25 protein-coding genes and 1 pseudogene are annotated in these 25,754 nt (G+C 45.8%); 16 read left to right on the top strand and 10 right to left on the bottom strand.

Translation table 11 applies throughout. From position 1 onward, the window contains the following. The 4 genes from ACJJIB_RS15070 to ACJJIB_RS15055 all read left to right on the top strand — a co-directional run bounded on the left by ACJJIB_RS15070 (position 1) and on the right by ACJJIB_RS15055 (position 3,260). On the top strand, positions 1-759 hold the full coding sequence (locus ACJJIB_RS15070) for a hypothetical protein (RefSeq protein ID WP_444886704.1): 759 nt from the start codon (positions 1-3) through the stop codon (positions 757-759). Then, positions 759-2,300, top strand: coding sequence for a hypothetical protein (locus tag ACJJIB_RS15065; protein WP_444886703.1), 1,542 nt, complete (start codon positions 759-761; stop codon positions 2,298-2,300). Before ACJJIB_RS15070 ends, ACJJIB_RS15065 begins: the two co-directional genes overlap by 1 nt. Then, positions 2,297-2,548 (top strand): hypothetical protein, encoded by a 252-nt coding sequence (locus tag ACJJIB_RS15060; protein WP_444886702.1) that lies wholly within the window; start codon positions 2,297-2,299, stop codon positions 2,546-2,548. The genes ACJJIB_RS15065 and ACJJIB_RS15060 overlap by 4 nt, the downstream gene beginning before the upstream one ends. A gap of 334 nt (positions 2,549-2,882) precedes the next feature. After that, positions 2,883-3,260, top strand: a complete 378-nt coding sequence (locus tag ACJJIB_RS15055; protein ID WP_444886701.1) for a hypothetical protein — start codon at positions 2,883-2,885, stop codon at positions 3,258-3,260. An 86-nt stretch (positions 3,261-3,346) separates the two neighbouring features. On the opposite strand, the gene ACJJIB_RS15050 is transcribed toward ACJJIB_RS15055, so the two are convergent. Beyond that, positions 3,347-4,198 (bottom strand): potassium channel family protein, encoded by an 852-nt coding sequence (locus tag ACJJIB_RS15050; protein ID WP_444886700.1) that lies wholly within the window; start codon positions 4,196-4,198, stop codon positions 3,347-3,349. A gap of 148 nt (positions 4,199-4,346) precedes the next feature. Here ACJJIB_RS15050 and ACJJIB_RS15045 point away from each other — a divergent pair, with 148 nt between their 5' ends. From ACJJIB_RS15045 to ACJJIB_RS15020, 6 genes are all read left to right on the top strand, one after another. Next, positions 4,347-4,877: a hypothetical protein gene (locus tag ACJJIB_RS15045; RefSeq protein WP_444886699.1), complete on the top strand. Its 531-nt coding sequence runs from the start codon at positions 4,347-4,349 to the stop codon at positions 4,875-4,877. Between the two features lie 10 nt (positions 4,878-4,887). Next, positions 4,888-5,814, top strand: coding sequence for a hypothetical protein (locus ACJJIB_RS15040; protein ID WP_444886698.1), 927 nt, complete (start codon positions 4,888-4,890; stop codon positions 5,812-5,814). 32 nt (positions 5,815-5,846) lie between these two features. Then, the gene (locus tag ACJJIB_RS15035) at positions 5,847-6,875 is read left to right on the top strand and encodes a hypothetical protein (protein WP_444886697.1); all 1,029 of its coding nucleotides are present in this window, start codon (positions 5,847-5,849) and stop codon (positions 6,873-6,875) included. After that, entirely contained in the window at positions 6,876-9,059 is a 2,184-nt protein-coding gene (locus ACJJIB_RS15030) for a hypothetical protein (RefSeq protein WP_444886696.1), read from the top strand. It abuts the gene before it with no gap. 362 nt (positions 9,060-9,421) lie between these two features. Next, positions 9,422-10,948, top strand: a complete 1,527-nt coding sequence (locus tag ACJJIB_RS15025; protein WP_444886695.1) for a TIR domain-containing protein — start codon at positions 9,422-9,424, stop codon at positions 10,946-10,948. Positions 10,949-10,978: 30 nt separating this feature from the next. Then, the gene (locus ACJJIB_RS15020; protein ID WP_444886694.1) at positions 10,979-11,491 is read left to right on the top strand and encodes a GmrSD restriction endonuclease domain-containing protein; all 513 of its coding nucleotides are present in this window, start codon (positions 10,979-10,981) and stop codon (positions 11,489-11,491) included. A 60-nt stretch (positions 11,492-11,551) separates the two neighbouring features. On the opposite strand, the gene ACJJIB_RS15015 is transcribed toward ACJJIB_RS15020, so the two are convergent. The 4 genes from ACJJIB_RS15015 to ACJJIB_RS15000 all read right to left on the bottom strand — a co-directional run bounded on the left by ACJJIB_RS15015 (position 11,552) and on the right by ACJJIB_RS15000 (position 14,125). After that, positions 11,552-11,848: a hypothetical protein gene (locus ACJJIB_RS15015; protein ID WP_226646540.1), complete on the bottom strand. Its 297-nt coding sequence runs from the start codon at positions 11,846-11,848 to the stop codon at positions 11,552-11,554. Between the two features lie 220 nt (positions 11,849-12,068). Beyond that, positions 12,069-12,731, bottom strand: coding sequence for a DNA-processing protein DprA (locus ACJJIB_RS15010; RefSeq protein ID WP_444886693.1), 663 nt, complete (start codon positions 12,729-12,731; stop codon positions 12,069-12,071). Positions 12,732-12,733: 2 nt separating this feature from the next. Further along, positions 12,734-13,246: a ComF family protein gene (locus ACJJIB_RS15005; protein WP_444886692.1), complete on the bottom strand. Its 513-nt coding sequence runs from the start codon at positions 13,244-13,246 to the stop codon at positions 12,734-12,736. A 273-nt stretch (positions 13,247-13,519) separates the two neighbouring features. Further along, positions 13,520-14,125 (bottom strand): hypothetical protein, encoded by a 606-nt coding sequence (locus ACJJIB_RS15000; protein ID WP_444886691.1) that lies wholly within the window; start codon positions 14,123-14,125, stop codon positions 13,520-13,522. Between the two features lie 544 nt (positions 14,126-14,669). On the opposite strand from ACJJIB_RS15000, the gene ACJJIB_RS14995 reads away from it, so the two are divergent. The 5 genes from ACJJIB_RS14995 (at position 14,670) to csrA (ending at position 19,000) form a co-directional block, all read left to right on the top strand. Then, entirely contained in the window at positions 14,670-14,867 is a 198-nt protein-coding gene (locus ACJJIB_RS14995) for a hypothetical protein (protein ID WP_444886690.1), read from the top strand. A 101-nt stretch (positions 14,868-14,968) separates the two neighbouring features. Beyond that, entirely contained in the window at positions 14,969-15,358 is a 390-nt protein-coding gene (locus tag ACJJIB_RS14990; RefSeq protein ID WP_444886689.1) for a LexA family protein, read from the top strand. Positions 15,359-16,547: 1,189 nt separating this feature from the next. Continuing rightward, positions 16,548-16,829, top strand: coding sequence for a hypothetical protein (locus ACJJIB_RS14985; protein ID WP_444886688.1), 282 nt, complete (start codon positions 16,548-16,550; stop codon positions 16,827-16,829). After that, the gene (locus ACJJIB_RS14980; protein ID WP_444886687.1) at positions 16,819-17,781 is read left to right on the top strand and encodes a reverse transcriptase family protein; all 963 of its coding nucleotides are present in this window, start codon (positions 16,819-16,821) and stop codon (positions 17,779-17,781) included. Before ACJJIB_RS14985 ends, ACJJIB_RS14980 begins: the two co-directional genes overlap by 11 nt. 1,039 nt (positions 17,782-18,820) lie before the next feature. Then, positions 18,821-19,000: a carbon storage regulator CsrA gene (csrA, locus tag ACJJIB_RS14975; RefSeq protein ID WP_444886686.1), complete on the top strand. Its 180-nt coding sequence runs from the start codon at positions 18,821-18,823 to the stop codon at positions 18,998-19,000. Between the two features lie 728 nt (positions 19,001-19,728). On the opposite strand, the pseudogene ACJJIB_RS14970 reads toward csrA, so the two are convergent. The 5 genes and pseudogenes from ACJJIB_RS14970 to ACJJIB_RS14950 all read right to left on the bottom strand — a co-directional run. Continuing rightward, positions 19,729-19,782, bottom strand: a pseudogene (locus ACJJIB_RS14970) (YtoQ family protein); the annotation flags it as partial. A 110-nt stretch (positions 19,783-19,892) separates the two neighbouring features. Beyond that, on the bottom strand, positions 19,893-19,997 hold the full coding sequence (locus tag ACJJIB_RS14965) for a TIR domain-containing protein (protein ID WP_444888936.1): 105 nt from the start codon (positions 19,995-19,997) through the stop codon (positions 19,893-19,895). 272 nt (positions 19,998-20,269) lie between these two features. After that, positions 20,270-20,725 (bottom strand): nuclear transport factor 2 family protein, encoded by a 456-nt coding sequence (locus ACJJIB_RS14960; RefSeq protein ID WP_444886685.1) that lies wholly within the window; start codon positions 20,723-20,725, stop codon positions 20,270-20,272. Between the two features lie 251 nt (positions 20,726-20,976). Further along, complete coding sequence (locus tag ACJJIB_RS20950; RefSeq protein ID WP_507021847.1) at positions 20,977-21,159, bottom strand: phosphotransferase family protein; 183 nt, start codon at positions 21,157-21,159, stop codon at positions 20,977-20,979. 986 nt (positions 21,160-22,145) lie between these two features. After that, complete coding sequence (locus tag ACJJIB_RS14950; RefSeq protein ID WP_252082349.1) at positions 22,146-22,733, bottom strand: hypothetical protein; 588 nt, start codon at positions 22,731-22,733, stop codon at positions 22,146-22,148. A gap of 1,351 nt (positions 22,734-24,084) precedes the next feature. On the opposite strand from ACJJIB_RS14950, the gene ACJJIB_RS14945 reads away from it, so the two are divergent. Then, a complete protein-coding gene (locus ACJJIB_RS14945) occupies positions 24,085-25,134 on the top strand; it encodes a manganese-dependent inorganic pyrophosphatase (protein ID WP_444884307.1) in 1,050 nt (349 codons plus the stop codon). Positions 25,135-25,754: the final 620 nt, after the last annotated feature.

Genomic DNA, 25,754 nt, shown 5'->3' with positions numbered 1-25,754 from the left:
ATGCCGCTAGAGAATGCCAATTATATCTCCGAATTAGACCCTAATAATCCACTAGACGGCGAGGGTGCGGGTCAGGGTGACGACCATCTACGGGTAATTAAGCGGGCTATTAAGCAGACGTTCCCGAACTTCTCTGGACCAGTGGAGCTAACTGATGCAGAACTGCAAGGGTTACCGCAAAACCTGCTGAATGGTGTTGAAGCAACTATCAATTTTCTGCTTCCTCACACTGAGCAAAAGGGATCGATCAAGCCCTGGTCTACTGCCTATGCACCAGTGCCATCAGGCTGGCAATTGTGTGACGGCACCAATAATACACCGGACCTTCGCGGGCGTTTTATCGTCGGCTCCGGCGCTGGTTATGCAGTTGGCAACACCGGTGGTGCTAGCACTAAAACCACAAACAGTAGCGGCGACCACAATCATGGAGGTTCCACTGCGGGCCACGCGCTGACTATTGCGCAGATGCCACCCCACAATCATGACAGTGACCAGTATTGGTCAACAAACAAGAATGAAAGCTCCTCTATCGGGCCGGACTATGACCCCAGTGATAAAGACGGGCGGCCAGCATCCATTAAATCGCAGGGGGGCGGTCAGGCACATAGCCACGGTATTGGGAGTAGCGGCTCCCATACGCATTCTGTTGACGTGCGCCCACCATATTATGCACTTGCTTGGATAATAAAAACCTCTGAAATCACCAGTGATGATATTGCTGACTTGCTGGCTGAGTTGAGCGGCGATGAGGATACCTAATGGCTTTCTATCCTATCCGGCAACTGGGGGAGCGCGGTATTAATGTCGATACCCCTCCATTCGAGTTGCCCGTCAATGAATTTTCGGCCGGCAAAAACGTCCGATTTGCCAACGGCGCGGCACAGACTATGCCATCGCCGAAAATACTAGAAGCTCTGGCAGAAGCTCCCGTATTGGGTGCCGGCTGGATTTCCGATGGTGTACCGCAACTGGCCTATGCCTCGCAAACAGAGCTGTACATTCGCGAGAATGAAATCTTTGTTAACCGCACCAACAGCGCAGATTTTTCTAACGGATATTCTCCGTCAGAAAACTGGCAATCGCTGGTGTGGGGCGAAAGCGTGATATTCAATAATGGTGTAGATGTGCCGCAGATTCTTGAGCCGGCGGATACGGAATTTAAAGCGCTACCTAACTGGCCAGCTAACCTCCTACGAGCCAAATTGCTCCGCGGTTACAAAAATTTCATGGTGGCCCTGGGTATTACCGAAGGCGGGGTCAGCTATCCGAACACTGTGCGCTGGTCCACTGAGGCGGAGCCAGGCCAAGTCCCCTGGACCTGGGATGTGGCTGACCTGTCTGGCCTTGCTGGGGCTAATCCGGTGGACTCCGGGGCAAGTGAATTGGTTGACTGCTTGCCCTTGGGCGGGGCCAATATTATCTATTCTCAGGATGCCACCTACTTGATGCAGTTTGTCGGTGGGCAATATGTATTTGCCTTCGACAAACTGCTCGACCAAGGCATTCTTTGTCGGGATGCTGTGGCCGCGTTCGACAAGTTTCACTTTGTAATTGGTTCTACTGAAATTTTTGTACATGACGGTTCCAGTACTCGACCGGTAGCGCATCGGAGAGCGAATAAAACTTTTTACAATGAGGTGGGTGACCGCACCAAGGTGCGTTGCGTAGCCAACCATAAAACCAAAGAAGTATGGACCTATTACACTACAGGCGCGGGTAATACTAACCGGGCCATGGTTTACAACTGGCTGGATAATACCTTCACGTTTGTAGATGTGCCGAGCGTTGCTTGTGCAGTCTTTGCACCCAAACAGGGTGAAATTGTGACCTGGGAGGAGCTGACGCAGAGCTGGGCGGACCTTACCCAGAGTTGGGGTGAATTTGCTGATACCGCTTTCTATCCGGTGATGTATTACTTCAGTAGCGACGGAACGGCCCACACCCTACAGGAAGCCGACTTCCTCAGCACAGCGAGCACAACTCAATCGGTTTACCTGGAGCGCACCGGCATCGACCTGGACCAGCTGCTGAAAGCGCCTACAAAGCAGTGGAAATTGATTCGGCAAATTGTTCCGCAAATCCATGGTACAGGCAAAGTTCGCATCACCGTAGGCGGGGCCTCAACGGCCATGGGTGACGTGCACTGGCGCCAGCCTCGGGAGTTCGATGTGGCCGAAGGGCTCAAGGTGGATGTACGGCTCAAGGCTCGCTATCTCGCCATCAAAATCCAATCCGTAGACGCCGGATTCTGGCGGCTGACCGGCTGGGACCTGGACCTGATTCCGGTGGATGGCCGATGAGTTACACACCGGGACCGGCGCAGCCGAGAAACCTTGAGGAGCTGTGGCGGTATTTACAGGCGGAGCTGGGCAAGATACAGCGCGCTTTTACCGATTTGGAGGCGCTAGCGCCTCTCTACCGTGAGCCGCCACGACGCCCGCCGCTGGGACTGTTGGTGACTGCCGATGGCACAGACTGGGACCCCGGACAGGGGAAGGGTTTGTATATCTGGGAAGGAAGTGCCTGGGTGCAGGTGCATGCGCTGTGAGGTCAGAGAGAATCAAACCTGTTGCCCAAGGGTGTTGAGAACAAGGAAGTCAATGAAAGAGCTTGACGTATGGAGTGTATCCAGCGTGCACTAAATCCGCGTGTGGTGATTGGGGAATAAGTAGCTTCTCGGAGACTGCCTGAGTATCGCCTTAAGCAGGTGGGGATTAATTATAGCCACACCATTAGAACATTGGCGCAAATTTACTTCTTGAGAGGAGGCCGCTGCCAAATTGGTCTAGCCTGAAATCGTGACATATATTTGGGGCCAACAGCACCTAGCTATGACTTGGCTCAAAGATTGAGATCGGATTATTTATATTTAGGAGGTGCTTATGGTCCATTCAAAAGGTGGTACAAATCCTTCCTTTGCAAATGATAGGGATATTTACCCCAAAGGAATTAAATCTGAGAATTACAAACTAATAGACTTTACTAAAATTAAGGTGGTTAAAGGTATTACAGGGGAATACGTGCTAACTGTATGGGGGAAAAATGACCCTGATATAGAGCCTTCACTTAATCCAAGACAATACCCATTGAATCCGGATTATTATGAGATAGAAGTAATAGGAAAATGCCTGAGTAGTCCCCCCCCTAAAAATGTGAAAAGATTCCCACTTGATTTAGACCTTAAAAACTATATGGGTGAAAAAGGCATAGAAGTTATTGGTGCGACCAATTCTGTTAAGTGGGACTTGCCAGAGGGGTAGAGGGGCTTTTTCCATCGAATCGCCTAGCCGTGTATAGCTCTATTGCGGCTATGGCGATTCCTTCGGGTTGATAGGAGGTGTTAGATTTATAGCTTTCTTATGTTTTCCAAGTATAAATCGTAGTCCCGCCAAGGCCCACTGTTTGGAACACCAGCCATTATGTCTTGAGTTATGAGTGTAAGATAGTCTGGTAGGGTATCCACACGGTGGACGGAAGTAAATTTTGCCCTGCTTGAAGCCTCAATAAAGGTGATTAGGAGGTTGAGTGAATTATTATCTTTAGCATGTATGTTAGAAAGTGTAAATTCAATTCTCTTGCTTAAAATATAAAGCTCAGATAAGAATATGTCCCTAAAATCTTCTTCTTCCTTAAAGCGGTCTAGGAGAAGGTGTATGTTTCCCGGCTTTTTATCTGTATCCTTAAATAAATATTCCCTGAAAACCTTCATTTCTGAGTATTGGTGTGCGTTTTCTAGAGTTATGTTTATTTCTTTTTGGTTGTCAGGCTTATTTTTTTCAATTCTGTTGATGCATTGAAATGTAATTGCGTCCCTGAAGACTCCATAGCTTCTTAGAAGCTGGTCGATTAATATTAAGTGCCTATCTCTTTCCAGTTTTGATGCTCTTTGTTCAGCGATATAATTTAAGAACGCACCAATGAGTACTATTCCAAGTAGCGCTTCAGAAGCGGCCAATACGCGGCCAAGGGTTCCAGATGGGTTAAAATCTCCATAACCTAATGTTGTAACTGTGACCACGCTAAAGTAGACACTTTCTAAAAACCCAACATTATCTTTTCCTTCGATTGAATTGGTTAGCCAATAAATTAGCGAATATACAAAAATCATTAGAATGTAGAGCCAGAAAATCTTTCTTGGTGTTGACCCAAGAAAGGTCCTTCTCAGGAATCCATGACCCTGCTCTATTGGCTGTGCCAAATTTTTCTCTTCCAGAGTAAGTGTTTCACTAGACATGGGAGTTTTAATGTTCGCCTTCAAGTTGTTATTTATTGATCCTAATTTCTTATTATTACGCTGGTGACTTCTTCTGTAAATGAATCATATAAATTAAAAGTAGGCTGCTCCCATGAAATTCAATTATGGATACAACCCCTACATGCCCGACTGGGATACCCGGTACAGCCCGGCCCTCTCCCTAATTCAGCAACCTCAAACCCAACAGCAATCCAGCATTAACCCAATGCAGGCCATGAGCTGGTACAACAAATTTGCTGGCGGCGGTGCCCCTGGTGCAGGTAGCACGGCAAGCGGTACCGCGAGCAGTGGTGCGGCAGGTGGTTCCAGCTGGATAGCTTCTCTCGGTCCCTGGGCGGCGTTGGCTGTACTCATCGGGGTAAATGAAAACGAAGCCCGCAAAGGGGGATATCGCGATGAGGATGACAAGGGCTACGCCCTGGACCTACTCGGCGGCAAGGTATTCGAGCAGGACGCCACTTACCGCTGGAAAGACGACCTCAATGATGCAGTGCCAGGCTCTGGCAGCATGGTTGAATCAATGGCAAACCTCGGTTCTCTGGATTTCTCCAACGCTGGCAAAGCGTTTGAAGATGGATTGAAAGAAGACCCATTAATCAAAGGCATTCTCAGCCTCTTCTAATAGGTGAAACATGGGATTTTTAGACGGTCTTATGGGTGGTGGTGGCGAGTCCAAAAGCCAGAGTTACTTGGATGAGGACCAGAAAGGCTACCTGAATGATATTTGGGGAGAAGGGCAAAGGCTCTACAACTCCGGGCAATCTCCGGTCGCCGACCTCAGCCCGGAAATGCAGCAATACATCCAGGCTGCAATGGGGTTTGGCAACACCGCCAATGGCTATGCCAACCAAGTATCTGGTGCGGCCAATGGCTTCGGCAATACAGCCAATGTGATGCAGGATTATTTGACCCAGGTAATGAGCGGGGGCGGCTACCAGGCCCCAATTCAAAACGGTGTTGATATGAACACCGTAAATTCCCTGGTTAACAACGATGTTTTAAATTCGCAAATTACCGCCAGCACCCGCGACATATACCGCGACCTCAACGAAAACCAATTGCCGGGCATCGCCTCTGGGGCGGTTTCTACGGGTAATACTGGCTCGACGCGCCGAGGGGTTGCCGAAGGTATTGCTATGCGCGGCGCAGACGACAGGGCCTCAGATGTGGCCGCAGGTATCCGCTCCAATGCCTATAACCAAGCCGTGCAGGTTGCGGCCGGCCAATCCAGCGCAAACCAGGGGGCTCAGCTTGCAACGAATAATCTCAACACATCCCTGGCCAGCAATAACTTCGGTACCGCTGGCAATCTCTTCAATACCGGATTCGGCAACGCCTACAACATGGGCGCGGGTGGTGTGAGCATGATGGGGCAGAGCGGAAACGCGATGCAAAACTATATGCAGCAGGTAGCCATGGCGCCCTGGCAGAAACTGCAGCTTTATCAGGGCTCGATTGGCTCTCCAATTGTTCTCAATGAATCTACCCAGGCGGGAGGCAGTAATGGAGCCGGGGGAATCCTGGCCGGTATCGGCGGAATCATGCAGGGCATGGGGTAAGCCCCACAACTGAAACTCAATAGGATAGAGAAATGCCAATACTCAGCATGGGCGAGCCTATCGGGGCGCTCGACCAGAATTTCATAGAACCCCAACAATCCCCCACCTTCGATTCCTCAAACCCTTTTGCCCGCACCATCGACCGATACGAACAGCAGCTAATTGAAAACCAGAGTGAAGTTGAAAAGCTGAAGGGCAATAAATGGGCCCGGATTGGACGCATGTTAACCGCTGCCGGCGTAGGTCTAAATGGTGGTGACCCCTCGCAAGTTTACCAGGGCTACAACAACCAATTATCCGCTCTGCAAAATCATAGAGACAGGCTCAATTCTGGGATTGAGGAAATGAACCTGAAGCGGGCAATGATGGAGCGGCAAGGCGCAGGCTCAGCGGACACTGTGGGCTCCCCGCTAACACTCGCTAACGGTAATTATGGAATCGCTGTTAAAAACCCGGACGGCTCAACAGAGGTGCGTGACCTGGGTGTCCGGTTTGACCCTAAAGTGCACAGAATCGGTGACCAGCTTTTGACAACCACCGGAGGTAACACACCGGTCGAACTTTTAACTAATGAGCAGCTTAATAAAATTCTTGAGCAGCGTATGAAAAACGAGAAGGGCAAGATTGATTTAAAAACGAATTCTGATGCTGAAAAAACTGCAGCGCTTAATGCTAAAACCTTCAAGGCATATCAGGCCGCTATGCATGGTCTCTCTAACAGGATGGAGCATACGGCTACAAACCCACTCACCGGCTCCTTACCGGCACTAACTCCAGAGGCGCAGGCGGCTGAGGGTGCTGTTTCTGCAATGGCCCCGATTCTGAAGTCTCTGTTCCGTGAGGCTGGTGAGGGCGCTTTCACCGATAAAGACCAAGAGCTGCTGCTTAACATGGTTCCGACTCGAAAAGACCATCCTGAAGCGCGAAAAGCAAAGATTGAAATGATCGATCGAATTGTTCGTGCGAAGCTCGGAATCAGTTTTGAAGACATCGAGCGTGACGGCCCCGAGGCGGCAGCTGACGCCGCCAACATAAATAAAGACCCATTGGGGATTCGATAAATGGCTTTAACTCTCGCAGAAATACGCAAGCAATACCCAGAATATTCAGACATGAGCGACGAGGCTCTGGCGCGCAGCCTGCACCAGTCGTATTACAGCGATATGGAGTTCGGCGAGTTCGCCGGCAAGATTGGCTACACACTGCCGGACCCTGCGGGCATTAACCAGCCAGGGTCTTTTGAGCGATTTGTGGACAATTCCGTTGGAGAATTTGAAGTATTGGGCGCGGTGGGGTCATCCATTCTGGCAGAGCCCGTTTCCGGTCTTGCGGGCATTGCCCAATCGTTAAACCCCTGGGCTAAGCCGGGAGCCGGTGCCGACGCTGTGGAGGCGACCCGTGACTTTCTCACCTATCAGCCCCGCACCAAGGAGGGGCAGGATAAATTAAATACGATAGCCGGCTACATCGAGCCTATTGGTGAGGCCATGGAGTATGTTGAAAAGGGCTTGGGTGATGCGACCTATAACGCTACCGGAAGCCCAGCGCTGGCTGCCGGTGCCGCCACTGTGCCGACGGCAGCATTGGAGTTGGCGGGCGTCGGCCTCGGTAAGGGTGCCGCTCGGGTCAAAAAAGCCACCCCAGAGAATGTTAAAACGGAACTGGCTCGGCTCGGAGTGGACCCCGCCCAAGTATCGGATGACTTGGCCGTAAAGGTGGCGAATGAGTTAAACGCTGACGGCGACTTCTCCGGTGATGCTTTGGTGGGAGTCCTTGAAAATGTCGATATGCCAGAGGATTGGCTACCAAAGACTCGCGCAGAACAGCAGGGAATTGAGACCGGCAACTTTGACCTATGGCGCAAACAGAACGAGGCCGCTGCCGGTGTCTATGGTAGCGACGCTGAGCAGGCGGTTAACCGCTTTACGGATTTCCGCGAGCGCCAGCTGGGCAAGGTAGTGCAGAGTCAGATGGATAGCTTGGGGCCGACTGAGGGGGCTAGTTCGCTCGCCATCAATGCAGGGCTGCTCTATGACGGTATCCTCTCCAAGGTGGAGAATGCCAGGCAGGCTAAGACAGACGCATACACCAGGGTGGAAGATATCGCGAAGCATCGCGGCCCGATGATGGCCGAGGGCTCCGTTATGCAAGAGGGATTGGGAGCAGCCTATCGCGGGTTTGATGGCGATATCAAGCTTGCCAGCAAGACAGAGACACCCAACGCCTACGGGTTGTATGAGGAGCTTCAGGCAGCACTGCGCGGTGAAAAGTCTTCCGACCTGCCGGGCGCCCTTACAGTTGCGACCAACAAGATGGAAAGCCTGGACAATTTTGAAAGTCTGCGCCGTCGAATATCTGCTGCTGAGCGGGCCGCGGCCCCGGGCTCTGCCGACCAGGCACTACTTGGGCAAGTGCGTCGGCAATATGACAGCTGGCTGGATGAGGCAGTGGAGAGTGGGAAATTTTTCGGCTCGCCCGAGCAGCTGGACGCCCTCAAAGAAGCTCGCCGCCTTAATCGTGAATATATGCAGATAGTCAAAGGCACCCACAAGGATGGCAAGCCCACGGCACGTACTCGCATTATCAATGATGTCGTGAATGGCCGTAGCACTCCTGAGGAGGTGGTCAACAAGATTATCGGCGGCACCGGTAAGAAGCAGGGAGCGGCTATCGTTGAAGACTTCAAGCGGCTATTCGGTGAGGACTCCCCGGAATTCGGAGCCCTGCGACAGTCCGCTTTTATGAATATTTTCGGCCCCGCTTTTAAGGTGGCCGATGATGGCAGCCTGCAGCTATCCAGGGGCAGCTATATCAATCGACTCTCTGACCAGCTCAAGAATAATGAGAGCAATCTGCGGGCCTTGTTCGATGAGTCTGAGGTGGGCCGCTGGAAGAAATTTGCGGGCGAGTTGCGGAAGTTACAGGAGGATGTGCGCAAGAAGAACTTTTCGGGCTCCGCGTACCACTTAGCCGGGCCGATGAGTGCACTAGTGGATCGAGTGGGCATCATTACTCAATGGCTGCCGTTTATGCGTGAGGGTGCCGAGAGTGTGAGCAAAAGCCGCCGCTGGCGCGACCTGAAAAAGAGCGGCTTGGCTGAAGGTGATTTCACCGTGTCCAGCGATACCGCTACTTTACTTGGTGCATTACTGGGTGGCGCCCCGGCGCCCTCAGGAGTATCACCGGCGCTACTGTTAAGTGAGGATGATGAGCCTCGTAATCAGGGTGTTCTAGCTGTTAAATAACTTCCCCCTTGGTTCGATGCTGGCCGAAACTGTCAAATCATTGGCAGTAAACCTCAGCCAAAGGCACTTAACGGTTCCGTGCTGGTTTATGCGGATAATGATAATGGGCCGGCTTGATTGGTCAGGTAGATGTTGGGGGCCTAGAATGGGGTGCTTGGGGACGGTCAGGCGAGCTAATTCACATTGGTGTCCATGGACAATGGAAACTTTTCTTGTCCATACATGAGTAAACCGTAAGATTACCGAATTTTTAAGGAGTTCCGTAAGTAGTATAATGTAGCGAAAATACCGAGATAGAGAGACAATTCTTTGCCTTAGTATTCGCTTTGTTAATAAGTTAAAAAGCAGGGACAGTATTTAAAATGAGCAGGTTAGAGCTTGAAGATGTGTTTAATGAGGCGGGGTATCCACACCATACTTTTGTTAAGCCTAAAGAGTACCCTTATTTAAGATCTTCTTTTAAATCTATCGGTAAGCACATCACAGTAGCAGGCCCATCGGGGACAGGTAAAACAACTTTAGTGCGAAAGATGTTGTCAGACTTATCTATAGATGATACTGATATTCTCTGGATTAATGCACGGCAGCATTCAGATGTTGAATCAGGCTTGCAGGTGTTCGCAGAGGAACTTAAGTGTGTTGCGAATTTTAATGAGGTCACAGATCTACTTTCTTTAGTGAAGTTTATAGTAATTGACGATTATCATTTCCTGAGATCTGGTGCCCGACTTGAAATTGGCAAAAATTTAAAGCTCTGGCATGAAAAGGGGGTGAGGTTCGTAATTATAGGGATTGCTGCGTCAGCTGAAGAGCTGTATGGCATTGACCCAGAGCTGGGAATTAGAAATGATCCCTTCAATATAAAGACTCAATCTGAAGAATTCTGTAATCAGCTTCTAAGCTTGGGAGAGACTGCTCTGAAAATCCGTTTTTCAGATGCTCTCCGAAAACAAATTATGGAGGCATCGAACGGTGTTCCTTCGATCGTACATATCATTGCAAAAGTTTGTTGCATAGAAGATCAAATTGAGTACGAACAATCTCAAGTAAAAGTGATAGATAATGAACTTTCAAGGATTAGAGAATCAGTGCTCCGTATGTTTCATGGTAAATATAGAAGTAAACTTGTGGGATTGGCTAAAGGTAAGCAGCAAGCAAAGTCAGTGCACCATACCTACTTTGATATAGTTTCAGGTATTGCTAGTTACAATGGAACAGAAATCCCTACTGAAGCACTCTATAGTTCAATTGTCTCTTCTATTGATGACAAGAAAGATCGACAAAAAAAATCGACATCTTTTTATAATTGCTTGAAAAACCTAAGTGATGTTATTGATGAAAAGGGTTTGAGTGATATTCTTTTTTATAAATCAGGTGAGAAGCATATATCGATTGAAGATCCGTCCTTTCGTTTCTATTTGGATTTGTTAGATATTTCTGAGATAAAAGATAGAATCCATTTGCGAAATTCTGGGTATCCTTATGATGTAGCGGTTTCTTTTTCTGGTGATATTCGGAGTACCGTTGAGGGATTTATATCGGCTTTGAAGCAAAAAGGGCTGAATGTATTCTATGATTTTGATCAGCAGGCTCAATTATGGGGGGCTGACGTTAGAATTAAGCTTGCCGAAGTATATGCTAATGAAGCTTTGTTTATGGTTATATTCTTGTCGGAAAAATATCCGGAAAGAGATTGGACAGACTTCGAATTGTCGGTTGGCAAAGATGCTGCTGAAAAAAGAACACAAGATTATCTACTTCCCTTGAAAGTTGATGATGTTAAAGTTGTTGGGCTTAAATCAACTATTGGGTATGTAGATCTGAGGGAGGTTGGTATTGATAAAGCTGCAGATCTCCTCGCTGAAAAGATAGAGACAGCAAATGCTTAATCTGAATAATAACTAAGGTTTAGCAAAATTTTGACGTCTAAAATCTACTTACGTTTACTTACTTTACTTGTTATGGCCGCCGCACTAAGCGGCTGCTACGAAATCGAGCTCGAGGCCTACGACCGCCAACAGTGGCTCCCCCGCTGGTCTGATACTGATGGTGATTGCCAGAACACTCGCCAAGAGCTGCTGATTCGCCTCTCCCTGGCTCCGGTGACTTTTAGCAACGAGAAGGCTTGTACCGTCGTGTCTGGCTTATGGATGGACCCCTATACCGGTCAGTTTTTCCAAAAGGCTTCGGACCTGGATGTTGAACATATTGTTCCGCTTTCATGGGCCCATAAGCATGGAGGTGCCAGCTGGACACGGGAACAACGCCGTGCCTTCGCCGAAGACCCGGCTAATCTCTGGCTGGTGGATGATGGTCACAATCAGAGCAAGGGTGATAAGGGCCCCGATGAGTGGTTGCCACCTTACCAACCCGCCCGCACCATTTATGTCCAGCAGTTTCAGATCATTGCTGAGAAGTATGGGTTGATGTGATTGGGTGTGCCCCACATACGCGGGGTTGAACCGCTGACTTTTAGTGTCAATGGGGGCTGCTCAAAACATGTCGTTGAACTTAACCATGCCAATATTCTCAATCGTTATTTCTTTTGCGTAACGCTTTAGAGCCTCATCCGTCAAACGGTCTTCTTCCTCGCTTAGCTCGACCATCTCACGCCTGGCTTCTTCTATGGCTTCCTCCAATGTGTTCCCTGTCATTGAGCCGCTTATGAGCGCGTTGATCTCTTGCGCTGTCATTTCAGCAATAAACTCTACGCCCATTCGAGACAGATAAAATTTTGCAACATCATCGGGAAGTTCATCAATTCTGTCTTCATAAAATCGTACTAACATAGTGCGGACTCCCTAATAGTTTTGCCCAACTCTTTGAGGAAGAGCTGCACCTGTGGCAGCTTTTGAGGTTCATAGCGACTCATTCCCCAACCTATGCCGCCTTATAAACCAGTCTAGGCCTTCTATACGAGCGGTTTATGGCGATAGTGGAGAAGTATGGGCTGAAGTTCTCGTAGAAGGAGTCAGCCCAGATGCTGGCACTCTTGAGAGAGTAGGGCGGTTACAGCTCTAGGAGATCGTAGTCAGCCTTAGTTCTTAAAGCAGTTGCCTTACCCTCATTGATGAGTTTCATCGGGCCCTGACAGTTCAGGCCTAAAGAGTTCTCCGGGTTATGAGGGGCAACAGCAAAGAGGCGGTGGCGGGCCTGCAGGCAGAAGTCTACATGCTTCATAGTTCCGCTTGATGCCGCAGACTCCACGATGACAGAGGATTGAGACAGGCCTACTTGAATCCTGTTTCTTGCTACAAAGAAGTGCCTTTGCGGAGATACACCTTCAGGGTGTTCGGATACCCAGAGGCCGCCAGCATCGAGTATTCTCATCGCTAGCTTATAGTTTGCCCGAGGGTTTGCAGTGTGCAGGCCATGGGCAAGCACAGCGATGGTGTCACCCCCGGCTGCCAGGGCGCCCTCATGGGCTGCGGCATCAATCCCCAGAGCAAGTCCACTTATGACAACATTACCTTTGGAGACAACATAGCTCGCGATTCTTCGCGCAATCTCTAGGCCGTTAGGTGAGGCATCTCGAGAGCCAACTATCGCAACGCCAGGCCGATTGAGCAAACTGACATTGCCACGAGCGTACAGTGTTGCTGGCGGATTGGGAGCTTCTTCCAGGCTGGCTGGATAAGCCGGGTTGCCACGTTGGATCTCAACTATTTCCATTACTAAACCGTTTTGCAGAGCGCTAGTGTTAGAACTACGTTTGCACCAGCCTGTTGGAGTAGCCTTTCGGCAACTTGCAGTGAATTTCCGGTGGTAGTCACATCATCTAATAATACCACTATTTCACCTGACACTATCGAATTGGCAGCCACCAAGGAGCTCTGGTGAACACTTGCAGCACGATTTCCGCCCTTATGGAGAGAGGGGATGCTAGATATTCTCTGAAGCAGGTTTCCGCTGTTTCGGATTTCTGGAAAGCTTCCTTTTAGAAGTCTAATCAATGGCCCAAAGCCCTTGTGAGCCTTGCCTGCGGTTGAGGATGGCACTGTTGCGACACTGAAACCTGTGCTTGAGGGTATTGTTGCTCTTAGTTTTGTTGCTACATGATCTGTAAAGAACTGAACAGCTTGTGGGTCGCCATTTTTAAACTTGAGCAGCTGCGCGCTTGCGCCAGTGTGGTTCGGATTGTTTCCTCCACGATAGGGGTGATAGTCGAAGAGGTGCTCTATTGACATAACAAAATCCTTGTAATGCTATCTGTCCTAGTGAAATTTGATTGTAAATATACAGTGGAACTTTATGTTGTAAAAACCGGATTAAATTCGATTAGTCACACCTAAGTAAGGGCATGTTATTATCAATTTTTACTCAGTGAGGGGTGATAGGTTGTACTTTGGTGTAATCCGTGTTTTTGAAAAGCGGAGACTGAAACCTTAGCATTGCTGACAAATGTAAAGCTGAGTAGATGTTATTCAATCAACCAGTCCAGGTTAGCTATGTGCAGCTCTTTATGGAGATAGTGGAGAAGTACGGCTAGATCCATCGAGGAAATGCAGTTCCATACGCTCAGAGAATGGTGCAGTGATACGGGTGACGTAGTCTAATGAGCTACATAGTGGATCAGTAAGCTCTAGTGAGATAACAGTTAAATAGTGGAGATAAATATTTTCATCCTTGGATTTAATAAACGTTAATGCGGCTGAAATATTTATCCATGAAGTAAGTAGGCGAGGTCTACGTGCTAAAGTGGTAATTATTATTTCGCGACCTTTTATTGGCTTTTCATTGGAGGTGTTTAGAATTTGATCCTTCAAAGACTTACCGCCATCCTTCTCTTTTTCTAGCTCGGCATGAATAATGTCGGTAAATTTGTTTATTTGTTTCTCTCGAAATTGAAGCTCTTCCTTCTCTTTCTGTAGTCTTACTTGTTGAGCAAGGTAGATTACAGATGCAGCTGCAAGAAGAGGCCCAATAACACCACCAAAAAAGCTGCCTAACTCTCCCCACTTTGAGTGGTCATCCCAAAGCCCAAGACCGAATTTGTAGAAATACAAAAACACAGAAGTCGCCACGCCCAAAAGCACAAGCATTGCTGAGACGCTAGTTCTACTCATAAATCATCCATTTTCTAAGGTTAGTCATAGGCGGCATTGCCTGCCAATCAGTAAGTGTGGCTTGCAGGATGCATGTAATCAATAGGATTAATACCCCCACCCATGGCGCCGACTGATGATTTCGATAAGCGTATCCGCGAAGGGTCCTTGCAGTAGCTCGTGGTGATAATTAAAGATATTTAACCATCTAGCCTTGCAATTTGGTGAGAAGTTTCAGGGAAGTAACATATTGTGAGCGAATTCCTCTAGTGAAAAACCTCTCAAATCAGGCGATACGTTATTGCAATATAGAAAGTGCTAAAAAACTGAGATTTGCTAGACATATATGACTAGGTCGGACGTTTATATCAACCAATTCTCGATATTGTTCTATTTTTTAGCAGAATTTTGTCCTGTATAGCTGGGTTGCAGGGCGTAACTCACTGGGTGCAGTATTCGGGTTGCAAGATAATGAATTTGAAATGTTTGCTTTAATTGGGTGCTGTATGTATATACAGTATTTTGGTAGATTGCGCCTGTGTCGTCGGAAAGAAGGAGTTGGACCATGACATTTATAGATGTTGAAGCCGAGATACGTGCTTGCTTGAACACTATTGAGATGACCGCAGACACTGCCGATCCGAAAATCAGGGATATGCTAAAGGTGCAGATAAACAACCTGGATGCAGCAACCAACACCCTGGTTGATGAGCTAAACGCTCTCAATGAGAAGCAAGAACAGCTTCGAGAATTATTAAAGTAGTCAGGCAAGGTCAAGAGGTGGCGCTGAGGTCACGCGCCCCCCCTTGTCTGACCGCTCCAGGCCCCTCTATACTGTATGTATACACAGTATTGGTTGGCACCATGAAACTTACCTCTCTTTACGGCAGCGGCGTTAGCTGTGGCTTCCCCTCACCAGCAGATGACCACAAAGAAGAAGCCCTCAGCCTTGATGAACATTTAATAACCAATGGCCCAGCGACGTTCATGGCCCGTGCCAATGGCGATTCTATGCAAGGGGTGGGAATCTTCGACCGGGACATCCTCATCATTGACCGCTCGCTGACACCGATAAATGGCGATGTGGTGGTCGTAGCCTTGGATGGACAGCTGACCTGCAAAATCTTGGATAGAGGGCGGGGGAGGCTGCTGTCGGCTAATGAGAAATATAAGCCAATCCCTATCTGGGAGGGGCAGGAGCTGATTGTGGAGGGGGTGGTTAAGGCGTCAATTCGGTACCATCGTGGGGGTTAATGAATCGCTGGCTATACATACAGTTTTGCCGTAATTTTCGACGCTAATTTTACAGGCGTGAATTTCATCTATAAAATCCTTTAAAATCAATGGGTTAGATTTTTGTACCAGTATTTCTGGGGGTGTGGTGGTCGTCGGTTCAAATCCGGCCGCTCCGACCATATATATCGTTGTATAACAACGGCCAAGAAACCCGCTTTTTAGCGGGTTTTTTTGTGGGTGGAACTTTGTGAAGGGTAGGCTTGAGAAAAACTCTTTGTTAGGAGTCTCTGAATAATTCCGCAATATTTTTGGGTCTTGAAGGCGGCAGATGTTAAGCGCAGCTCGCTACAAATAGCCGCAGTCCAAGACCAGCAACCCAGTAGTTTTGGCTTTAAGGGGTGCTACATGTGTCCTGCAGAGCGACTCACACTCTACACTGTGGCTTCTTGAGAGATCTAGGTACTCCTGCGAAAAAGCGTCTTGATAATGATTGCTCTGAAAGCCATAGGCATCACTAAATAACTCAAAAGCTTCTTAACTGCATTTTGAAGTTGTCAAAGGATTTTCTTTTCCGCTTGGAATCTTGATCTAATTTATAGATTTACACTGGCATAATGTTTCATTAATATGCATTTGGCTTTCGGGTGGTGAGAAATTACTACCAGGGAATGTTTATCACAGAAAGACGTAAGTCAAAAATTGGAACTTAAGGTTCCGTGGAGATTATCTCTAACTGTTCCGGTGAGGCGCTCGCGCTTAGTCTCGCTCGGGCGCGCCCGGATCGCACGAGCTGTGAGCTCGTGCTGGTTGGTAGGCAGATAAAACCTCCCAATATTTCTCTAGTGAGAACTCCTAGATACTCTGTGAGGTGTTAGCAGGTTCGCAAGCACCGTATCTAATAGGAGATAATTTTTTTTATGAACTCAGTTTTTTCTCACTTGAAGGCCCTTGGGGGGCGGTGTATCGGTAGTCTAGGACGTTTTATACAGCATCCTAGAGTGTTAGCTCTTTTTATTAGAGTATTGGGAGCAGTCCTGATATGGTTGGTTAAAACCGCTATCATTGTTCTAGCATCCACGCTGGGTTTCGCTCTACCGGCTCTCTAAGTAAGGCATCTCGGTGCCTGCCAAAGAGCACCATCTGCCTACATTCAACCAAAAAAACTCCTCTCCTGAGTATGACTAAGAACCTTCGTACATTGATATGTTTGAGAAAAGCCCTTAATTTAAGTGTCTTAGAAGTGAGTAACAACTCTAAAGTACCAATTGGGCTACTCTGCTCTATTGAGTCAGGTTCATCACCAATCTCTAAACAGCTCATCGACTGGTATTCATATAAATTAGATCTTAAGCCAAAATACTTGGAGGCTTTGTTAGTTGTCCCTATGGAAAAAGGTAAACTTATTCAAGGGCTTCAGTCTGTAGCTCTTTCAGTTTTTCTTTTTTACCTTCATTTAGGTTTTAACTTAAAAAAGTTTGATGAAAAATAAGAAAAAGCATCCTTTAAATCAAAGTGCACTCTATAAAGTCAAGTCTCATGGCCGACTTGCAACAATTTTAGGTCTTAAATTATCAACCCTAAGAGCGATCAAAAGGAAAGGGGGTGATAATTATTATTTTACTAAGCTTGAGTCAAGTAGAGATCTTCAGGTTCCTAAATATCAACTTAAGCGTGTTCATGGAAGAATAAATGAATTGCTGTCTCGCATAGAAATTCCTGAATATCTTCACTCTGGAGTTAAGAAAAGGTCCAATGTTACAAATGCAAGGGTTCATGCTGCAAAAACCAAGCTTTTAAAGTTGGATATTAAGAGTTTCTACGCTAATACAACTGAAGAGCAGGTCTTCAGGTGTTTTTATAAAGTTTTTAGATGCTCAAAAGACACAGCCCAAACCATCTCAAAAATTTGCTGTGTAAATGGGATTCTTCCTACAGGCAGTCCAATCAGCCAGTCAATTGCTTTCTGGGTAAACAAGGGGGTGTTTGATCATTTACACTTTTATTCTAAAAGTCGCGGTATTAATTTTACTCTCTATGTTGATGACTTAGTTTTTTCAGGAAACAAGGTGTCCAAATATTTTGGTGACTATGTTGTGAAAAAAATAGGTGAGCTTGGTGGGTATGAATGTCATAAAGTGAGACTTTACAATCCTAAAACACCAAAAATTGTGACGGGAGTTGTTGTGCAAGGTGAGGTGCTTCGGGTCAGAAATCGGGAGAGAAAAGTGATATCTGAATTAATTAATAAATTAAAAGAGGATATTAAAATGACTCCGGAGCTGCATAAATCACCAGAAGTCATTTATGGGTTTCATAAGCTTATAGGGCATTTAGCCTCTGTCGGTCAGTTTAACGGTAGATATCGCCAGCTTATGCGAAAAGTTGTTGAGCGTAGGCGTTCTTTGGATGTACAAGCAGTCAACCAAAATAGTCTGGGATAAATGTATCGAAACTATCCAGGAATCCAAAAAATTGAAGAGCTGAGATTTAGAATATTGGCGAAAATACAGGATACCCAGGCAAGCCTCCTAGGATATGACACATTCATCCGAGTCCTTGCCATCCTTGCTTTACTTTCTGGTGCCATCTGCTTGACCTAGAATTTCAGGGTTTTTTGCGAACTACCGCTCCAATTAATATCTCTGGTGACACGATCGCACCTGCAAGCCCGCAGATGGCGATAAAATGTGCTCGATATCCGACTCAGAAGCCAAGGTAGAATACTTGGCGGCGTATACACAAGCCTGAGGCTAGTAATCTTTCTCATTGATGAATGTGTTTGGAGCCAAGAAGAATTGGAGTGATAGCTAATCACAAACCCTCCGACAGTTCTCTTCACTGTTTGAGCGGTAATCACAAATATAGCCTCCGCAACTGGCTTCAACCTGGAAGCAATCAGACAGGATCAGTAATGTGGAGAATTGAAACTGGTAGTTTTTGACTAAAATTCCCCTAATCGAAAATAAATAAAATATAGGCGCGAAAATAATCCTATTGGAATTTATTCAGTTTGTTTCAATCTCAAAGCTACGTAAAATCGAAAGATACTTTTGGTATCTTGGCCGAGATTGAGTGAACCGATTAAAAAGGCTTCAGAAGTTTAAAGGGTTTTGAAAGCTTCAAGAGAGCTGAGAGTTTTCTAAAAGACCCATCCCCTCAAAGGAGAACGGTAGCGTGACGTAAGAGTAAGTAAAAGGCGCTGACCCAAGGTGCTACCAACACCGGGGCCAGCTGACCAAATTGATAACATGACTATCAAAATGGCTATATGGATAATACGCTAGAAACCCGCTCGTCTTCAATAAAGTGGAGTACATTCAGCGGCTTGGGGCCTGTTCCCAAGCTCTGGAAGCCTAGCGCCCGCCTTTTCCTCTTCTCTGCCTACCGCCCCCGCGCACCACCCCATATTTCCTCCAAACGTTAAGCCCAAGCTTCCCCACCCCGGAAGTGATCAAACTTTGACCATCGAAGGAAATAAGTATGTTGATCTTAAAGCGACGGATAGGTGAAAACTTAAGGATTGGAGCAGATGTCTCCGTCACAGTGCTGGAGGTTAAAGCTAATCAAGTGAAGATAGGCATAAGTGCACCCAGGTCACTGCCCATCCACCGTGAAGAAATCTATGTGCGGATCAAAAAGCAGCTGAAAGCGAAGGCTTGAAAGCGTTTAAAGCGGCTGCCAGGAGGGATAATCTTGCCTCTCTGGTGTACCCGTATTGAAAAGACTAGAGGAGTTATACCGGCAATCGTCCCTTGTTATTTAGCGGAGTGAACTAGTGGCCAAATTGGGTCCCAAATTACCAGAGAAAAATAGCCGATGAACCAAGTAGTAAAAAGCCAAAGTGATCCAACGTACTACTGCGTACGCTTGTTTGAGATATTAAACTTCCACAATGAAAGATTAAGCTAGTGATAGGTGACCCTGAACGCATTGTAGGCAGTCTATATTCCCTCATCAAATTTGGTGAGCTTGATTTGCAAGGAGTTGTCACTATGTAAGCGGTACATGAGCCACAGTATTTAATTTGCTCTGGCAGACTGGCACGATGCCCCCTCCATCAACTTCTGAGAAAAGCGCCATGAATCAGCAGCAGTGGCAAAGCCATATCGGGGGCTAGGAGAAAAGCTCTCAATTCAAGCGCGCCAATGTTCGTAATCACAATCTAAACTACAGCTAGTTCCTCTAATGGTACCGCAAGCTATCTGAACAAACGTCGGTGACTATTACCCTGACTTTGTTCCCGTGAGTATCAAGTCCCCCACAGCCACAACGGGAGATCTGGGTATATTGGATTCTCTAATGGCATAAAGCTGAAGTTGATACCCGTGTAGTGAGTCAACCTGGTCAGGTGTTTGTGCCCAAGCTTGAGCGACACCATCAACCTCTTTTTACGCATGTAACAGGGATTGATCATGCAGAGTGATATAGGATTTACCAAGCGCTACGCAGCATCCAGCATCGAACGCTGCATTCCATTTATTATATTTTTACCAAAGCGAATAATAGCCAGGCCAGAATTTTCAATGTGGTGTTTAATCCGTATCGCGTTGACCTAGGCAGACTTATGATCTCGACAGAAGGAGTTAGCTTCCACGCCATGGCCATCGCCAGCTGTATCACTGGCACAGTGATTGGTAAACGCAGAGGAGAAAGAGATTTCCAGTCCCTGCTTATTGCAGCCTTCAATTATCTGGGCTCTTCAGTCAGAGTGTATTTTTCCAGAGAGTTATACTTTCAGTTTTATAGTTGAGTTACTTAATAGTGGTAAACAATAGAGTTTGATACTTAGGAAATGACTTACAGTAGGAATTTGACTTGAGAGAAGGGGGCTATTGATTGAGTCAATTAGGATATATTAATGCGTCATTAGCGCTGAAGTATAAGAGCAAAATCCCTTTTGGCTCTTACTTATTGGTGGTTAAGGTAGCCTTATGGCTTAAACACCACATTTTCTGGCACTTTTCCAGATGGCAGTCTTGTAGAGTGCAATTGTGAGATGAGCCACTTTCCTTTCACTTTCTGTAGAATAGCGCTTTCGAGCCAATAAACATCCTGGCTCTCATTCTTTTTAGCAAAATTGGCCTTATTCCAATAGTTGATTGTGACTAGGTCTGGCCTCTCATCAAAGTCAATAATGCTAAAGTAATTGGTTCTAACAGTATCTGATGGCTTTGCTACCTTAATTAGATCTTCAATCGTCCATACTTCACCATGTTCGAGCAAGAGAAAAGATTCAGTTACGGTGCTTCTCATACGCTCATGGTCTACATCGGATAGGTAATTTAGAAGGTTCTCGATAGTTTTGAATGCTTCAGGCTTCTCTTGCGCCTGTGCGTTACCGATTGTCAAAACAAACAACATCAATGTAAAAACAATATTTCGCATAAGTTATTTTCCTAGTTTTTAGAGGTTAATTATTAGTAACGGAAGTGTTGATTTTACAACATTTACTTCATCAAGTGACTAAACTCCTTAAGGTGAGGGAGGCTATAAATGTTAGGCGAGTTCCGATCGGAGCAGGTTTTCGCTGATGCTGTCTATTTTTTAAGCAAAAAATTTGTTTTTGGGATCTCAGAGCCCCATTATACGGCATACCAGAGTAAGTTTAGATATTTGTACACTCTGCGCCAATGTTCTCAGGCCGGATTACACCTAAGATACAGCTCGAGTAAGGATTGTTGCTGAATTCTGTTGAGCTGATGTTCCTCAATGATTACGGCGAGATCATAGAAGCGATCGCCCCTAGCCGCGTATTCCCAATCAATGGCATAAAGCCGCCCGGTCTTTTCAGTGATGAGATTTCCAGTGCTTAAAATCATTATGGCAAAGAAAGAACCTACTACTTAGCTGTTCCGCGGCAGCAATATGGGAAGAAATTGTTTGGTAAAGCTGTACTAGTGTGGGGTAGAAATTTGCTTGTTCATTAATCGAGCTCCAATAATGATCAGCTTTAAAGGATATATCCAAGTGGGCATCAATTTCGGGGAGGCTGTGGATTTAATTAAGTAAATTGGCAACCTGTTCCGGAGCATTGGCATCACTTCCATTCCAAGGTGCACTTCACAAAGCGGGTAACTTGGTATTGATATGCTGGGGCACTGTAAACTAAAGGAGCGTATAGCCCGGCACTACTTGAACTCACAAGGAGGTAGGTCTCTGCTTGTCGGTTTAAATCTAGAGCACTGCTGTATTGTGAATTGATACGTAGAAGTAATAGCTCTTGGTTTGCCTTGAGTGGGAATGTTTGGTTCGTTTGCCCCTGTAAGCCGTCTGACCACAATGGATTTGGATGGGCTCCATAGGGCCAGTCCTGGGGAAGCATAACGTAGAACTAATATCTTTGCCGGCTGATTAATTGATTGAAGCTGAATCTTATCAAATATTGTAGGCCGTTCTAGAGGCACGTAATAGTGATGAACTTAATTTCAAAAGTAAAATTTGGGTGAGTAGTGTGTTTTAAATTGCGAGTCTTGATTGAAAATGGGGGCTGGAGGTTTATTCTTGTGATAAGCAATATTCTTCAAAGTATGATTCTTTTAGGGAGAATTTGATTCATGAAATTTCTAATTGTGGTCCGCATTACAGCTCTCAATTAAAATAAGGTGTGTCAGATTTATCCTGAATTAATACAACTAAAACTGCCTAATGCTAGGCGTGCCCAATTCAAAGCCGGAATCCGGCACTATTACAGCTGGCGATCTGTTCTCCAGATCGCCGAGAGAAATAATCTGCCTATAGATGACTAGCTCACGCAGAGTTTTGAACATCCTTGCTGATGCCCACTTCACCTTTTAATCGATAACTATTAAGAAAAGGTGACTGCACGCTCATTCAAATCATAATACTGAGTATTAACCTTAATCTTTACAGAGCTACCGGTAGCATCAAACCAGCCGAGATACCCGGTAACCTCTAGGCTTTTATGGGTAGTGGCCATCGCCTCACGTAAACGCTGGGCCCAGGGCCTTAACTTCTCACCATCATAACCTGACCCGCAAGCGCAGAGATGCAGATCGACAAAATTGCCAGGCAAACCCTCTTTAACCAGCGTGCCCGCTAGCTGCGTGGGAGTATAGGTTTTCCATACTCCGCCCTGCCACGACTCTACCCCTCTATCGAAAACTTTTGCTTGTTTATTCTTACCACTATTGCGTTGTGCACCAATTTGCTTGCCATCGCCACCGCCGGTACCATGAGCAACAATATAAAGAGTGTCACCAGATTTGAGGCTACTGAGACACTTATCTATCCAGCGGTACATAGACTTACCAATACCAGATGTTACCTTGTTGGCAAGAATTTGATTCTTCGGAATATCCCATGCACTTGCCATATTCTCAGCAAACTCTAGCATTTCATCACTGTTTACCGGTAGGTAAATGTACTTTGCCATTTTTTACACCTTGTTATTATTACAACGCCAAAATTATAACACCAAGCCTTGCAGATTGAATTATTCAGGGCACCCAAAAATTGGAGAAAAGTCTCAGTTTTGCGACAAGCATCGGTTCTGGTGGCTACTCATATCTGATTTGGATATAAAGGTAGGTGAGATGTTAAGAACTTGTATTTAGGCTTTAGAAAACTTCACTTTTTGGTAATAAGTCAGAAATCGTAGTGTTGATAGATTGGAGCAGGGTTAAATTAGCAAAGAGGAAACTCCGATAGTGGATCAGACCATGTACCCTATGTTTATTGAGCTTGCTGCACGAATGCATAGTTGAATCAAAGTGTAATCAGGGTGTTTAGGCGTATTTGTGATATTGGCCCAGATCGTGTTTAGGTCTACATAGCCCATACTGGCCGCGATAACGCTTTTATCCAATAAAGCCCAGGATTTAAATAAGTGGCCTGTAACGCTGTCTTCAGGATTAGCTGGGATTCATTTAAGAGATGTATAAAACAGCTGACATTGATTAAATTTTCCAGCCATAGAAGGGCAACGCTTTGTAGCTTTAACGATTCACAGTGATCGAGTACGCTGCCCTGGGTTATCGTTGTGCCAAGTTTGAGGCCTTAAATAGCTCCAGATAGCGAAGAATCACTTCGATATCTGGTCAGGTCAGCCTTTTTGTCGATATAAAGTACGATATGGTAATGATTACTCATTACGGTATAGGCTACGTTACTAAGTGTAAAATCTGATGCCAACCTATTCATAGGCGTTTCAATTAACTGGTACTAGGCGTAGGGGTAAATGCACTGATAAGAGGGTGTTACACCAAGAAATATCTGAATGATTCTGGGCCGAGTCCTTGGTTATTCTCATATTGATATGGATGACTAGCAGATATTTTATTAAATTTCGTCAGTAGGGTTGGCGGTTTAGGCTTTATATTTGGTGAGTGTTGATCAGTGTCCTTAGGTTATTTGGTGCCAATAAATAAAGTGGGTGAAGTAACTAGACCTTCTGGGAAATACGTTTGTTTGTAGCCGCATGCGACAAATAGTGCCAGTAAAGTTAGGGTGAGGATGGCTTGTCCGCTAAGTACCTATACCTTGTCTATAGTCCGAACTGCTTACCTCTTTACACAGAGAGGCTTGCTAGTTTATCGATCCACTTAATATGCAATGAGTGAATGAATGTGATGGACGGACGTTAGTCATGCCATCAGCTATTTTAAGGTTTCTATTAATCTGTTAGCAAATGACTGTGGAGGATGCCGGTGAGGTTTATAATCTCATGCTCGTCAATACTAAGTGATCACCGCCCAATAGACTTCCCCGGTCTGCTTTCGAGAGCCTTGTTTTTTTCACTCAGTTGGGTTGTTGGCGCTTCATTAGGTGCGCAGGAAATCAGTTCCTCAGACCTGGGGCAAGATACGCCTACTACAGATGTTGCTGCTGACTATCTGAGGAAGGAGTTAAAAGGCACCCAGAACTTGGTTTGGACCGGGCATAAAATACCCGATACTGATTCCGTTAGTGGGAGCTTGCTCTCAGCCTTCATTTATGGTGGTAAGCCAGCAATTCCCAGTAAAATCAATCCGGAGACTCGCTTCGCCATTGAACAATGTGGTGCTGAGGAGCCCGAAATAATTGAGAATTTCTCAGGAAAGACTGTTGGATTGGTGGATTTCAACCAAGGCACTCAATTGCCAACTGGCATTGATCCAGACTTAATCGTAGCGATAATCGACCATCATGCGATTGGTGGATCGCCAATTAATATTCCAAATGTAATCAGTATAGAGACTAGGCCATGGGGATCGAGCGCGACAATTTTAACTGATCATGCTCAGAAGTTTGCTATTGAATTACCAGTTCATCTGGCGTGTATGGGGTTGGCTGCAATTCTTTCGGATACGGTTAACCTGACATCACCTACCACAACCGAGTACGACAAAGTCTATGTAAAAAAATTGGCAAAGAGAGCTGGTATAGATGATGTAGATAAGTTTGCAGAGCGGATGTTGCTAGAGAAATCAGATCTGGGTGGGTTTTCCGCCAAGGATATTGTTTTACTTGATTTTAAAGATTTTGAGTTCGGAGGAAAAAAAGTTGGCATTGGTGTTGCTGAAACGCTGACAGCTCAGCAGTTAATCAACAGAAGGTATGAACTGAAGTCTGCCATGGGCGAGATAAAAAAAGTGAAAGGTATCGATCACTTGATCTTCGCAATTGTCGACACTCATGAAAATAAATCTTATCTACTTTGGAGTGACACCTCAGACAAAGATCTTATTATCTCCGCTTTTGGGGACCAGGTAGAGGATGATATGGTTGTTGCTAAAGGGGTGATCTCGCGAAAACGCCAAATTGGCCCAGCAATTCAAAGAGCTTTAGAGAATTGAAAGATTGACTGATTTATTGAGTTCTCTGAAAAGATTATATTCCTGCGATGCCCATTTTGGGCGAGGAACAAATTAAGTGTAATCATTATCAAGAAAAACAGATACCAAGAAAGTTGGAGTAAAGCTGGCCTATACCAGATGTGAGGCTTTACTACGATTCAAATAATGGAACGCCTTTGATTTCACTGACGAAACGATGACTTGATCATCAACGATGATCGTGATTGAAATGTTACAGCTGATTTAATATTGCAATTAATTTTTACCGTTTCGCTTTTAAATAAAGGGGTGGAGGGTAAGACTAATGAAAAGTTTAAAGCGTTAATAAATTTTTACTTACCTCAGGATAATCATCCCCATTACGTCATTGAGAACTTGTTTTATAAATCATTCGTAAAAGTAAAGGTGAGATTCTATGTGGATACTATCCGAGCGTTATCTCCATTGTTCAAAAGCTGCAAGAGTAAATAAAAATTGCTAAATAATTTTGGTTTTCTTTAGTAGGCAATTATTCAGTTTAAGCTCAAAAGACTGGGGTTGAGCTCCGGTGTTTTTACACGTTGTAATTTCAAGATGGCAATAAATTCATAAAGCCGAGCATTAATCCCGAGCTATACTAA

It is taken from the genome of Microbulbifer mixtoriginis (SeqCode), assembly GCF_052467705.1.
Note: the sequence above shows the minus strand (reverse complement) of the source record. Positions and strands in the feature narration are given on the sequence as shown.

Coding starts and splice junctions, on each gene's coding strand:
- ACJJIB_RS15010 (WP_444886693.1), bottom strand. CDS start 12,731: ATGGAAATAGTTGAGATCCAACGTGGCAACCCGGCTTATCCAGCCAGC.
- ACJJIB_RS15040 (WP_444886698.1), top strand. CDS start 4,888: ATGGGATTTTTAGACGGTCTTATGGGTGGTGGTGGCGAGTCCAAAAGC.
- ACJJIB_RS14980 (WP_444886687.1), top strand. CDS start 16,819: ATGAAAAATAAGAAAAAGCATCCTTTAAATCAAAGTGCACTCTATAAA.
- ACJJIB_RS15035 (WP_444886697.1), top strand. CDS start 5,847: ATGCCAATACTCAGCATGGGCGAGCCTATCGGGGCGCTCGACCAGAAT.
- ACJJIB_RS14960 (WP_444886685.1), bottom strand. CDS start 20,725: ATGCGAAATATTGTTTTTACATTGATGTTGTTTGTTTTGACAATCGGT.
- ACJJIB_RS14950 (WP_252082349.1), bottom strand. CDS start 22,733: ATGGCAAAGTACATTTACCTACCGGTAAACAGTGATGAAATGCTAGAG.
- ACJJIB_RS15060 (WP_444886702.1), top strand. CDS start 2,297: ATGAGTTACACACCGGGACCGGCGCAGCCGAGAAACCTTGAGGAGCTG.
- ACJJIB_RS15030 (WP_444886696.1), top strand. CDS start 6,876: ATGGCTTTAACTCTCGCAGAAATACGCAAGCAATACCCAGAATATTCA.
- ACJJIB_RS15070 (WP_444886704.1), top strand. CDS start 1: ATGCCGCTAGAGAATGCCAATTATATCTCCGAATTAGACCCTAATAAT.
- ACJJIB_RS15065 (WP_444886703.1), top strand. CDS start 759: ATGGCTTTCTATCCTATCCGGCAACTGGGGGAGCGCGGTATTAATGTC.
- ACJJIB_RS20950 (WP_507021847.1), bottom strand. CDS start 21,159: ATGATTTTAAGCACTGGAAATCTCATCACTGAAAAGACCGGGCGGCTT.
- ACJJIB_RS15025 (WP_444886695.1), top strand. CDS start 9,422: ATGAGCAGGTTAGAGCTTGAAGATGTGTTTAATGAGGCGGGGTATCCA.
- ACJJIB_RS15045 (WP_444886699.1), top strand. CDS start 4,347: ATGAAATTCAATTATGGATACAACCCCTACATGCCCGACTGGGATACC.
- ACJJIB_RS14990 (WP_444886689.1), top strand. CDS start 14,969: ATGAAACTTACCTCTCTTTACGGCAGCGGCGTTAGCTGTGGCTTCCCC.
- ACJJIB_RS15005 (WP_444886692.1), bottom strand. CDS start 13,246: ATGTCAATAGAGCACCTCTTCGACTATCACCCCTATCGTGGAGGAAAC.
- ACJJIB_RS15015 (WP_226646540.1), bottom strand. CDS start 11,848: ATGTTAGTACGATTTTATGAAGACAGAATTGATGAACTTCCCGATGAT.
- ACJJIB_RS15000 (WP_444886691.1), bottom strand. CDS start 14,125: ATGAGTAGAACTAGCGTCTCAGCAATGCTTGTGCTTTTGGGCGTGGCG.
- csrA (WP_444886686.1), top strand. CDS start 18,821: ATGTTGATCTTAAAGCGACGGATAGGTGAAAACTTAAGGATTGGAGCA.
- ACJJIB_RS15055 (WP_444886701.1), top strand. CDS start 2,883: ATGGTCCATTCAAAAGGTGGTACAAATCCTTCCTTTGCAAATGATAGG.
- ACJJIB_RS14995 (WP_444886690.1), top strand. CDS start 14,670: ATGACATTTATAGATGTTGAAGCCGAGATACGTGCTTGCTTGAACACT.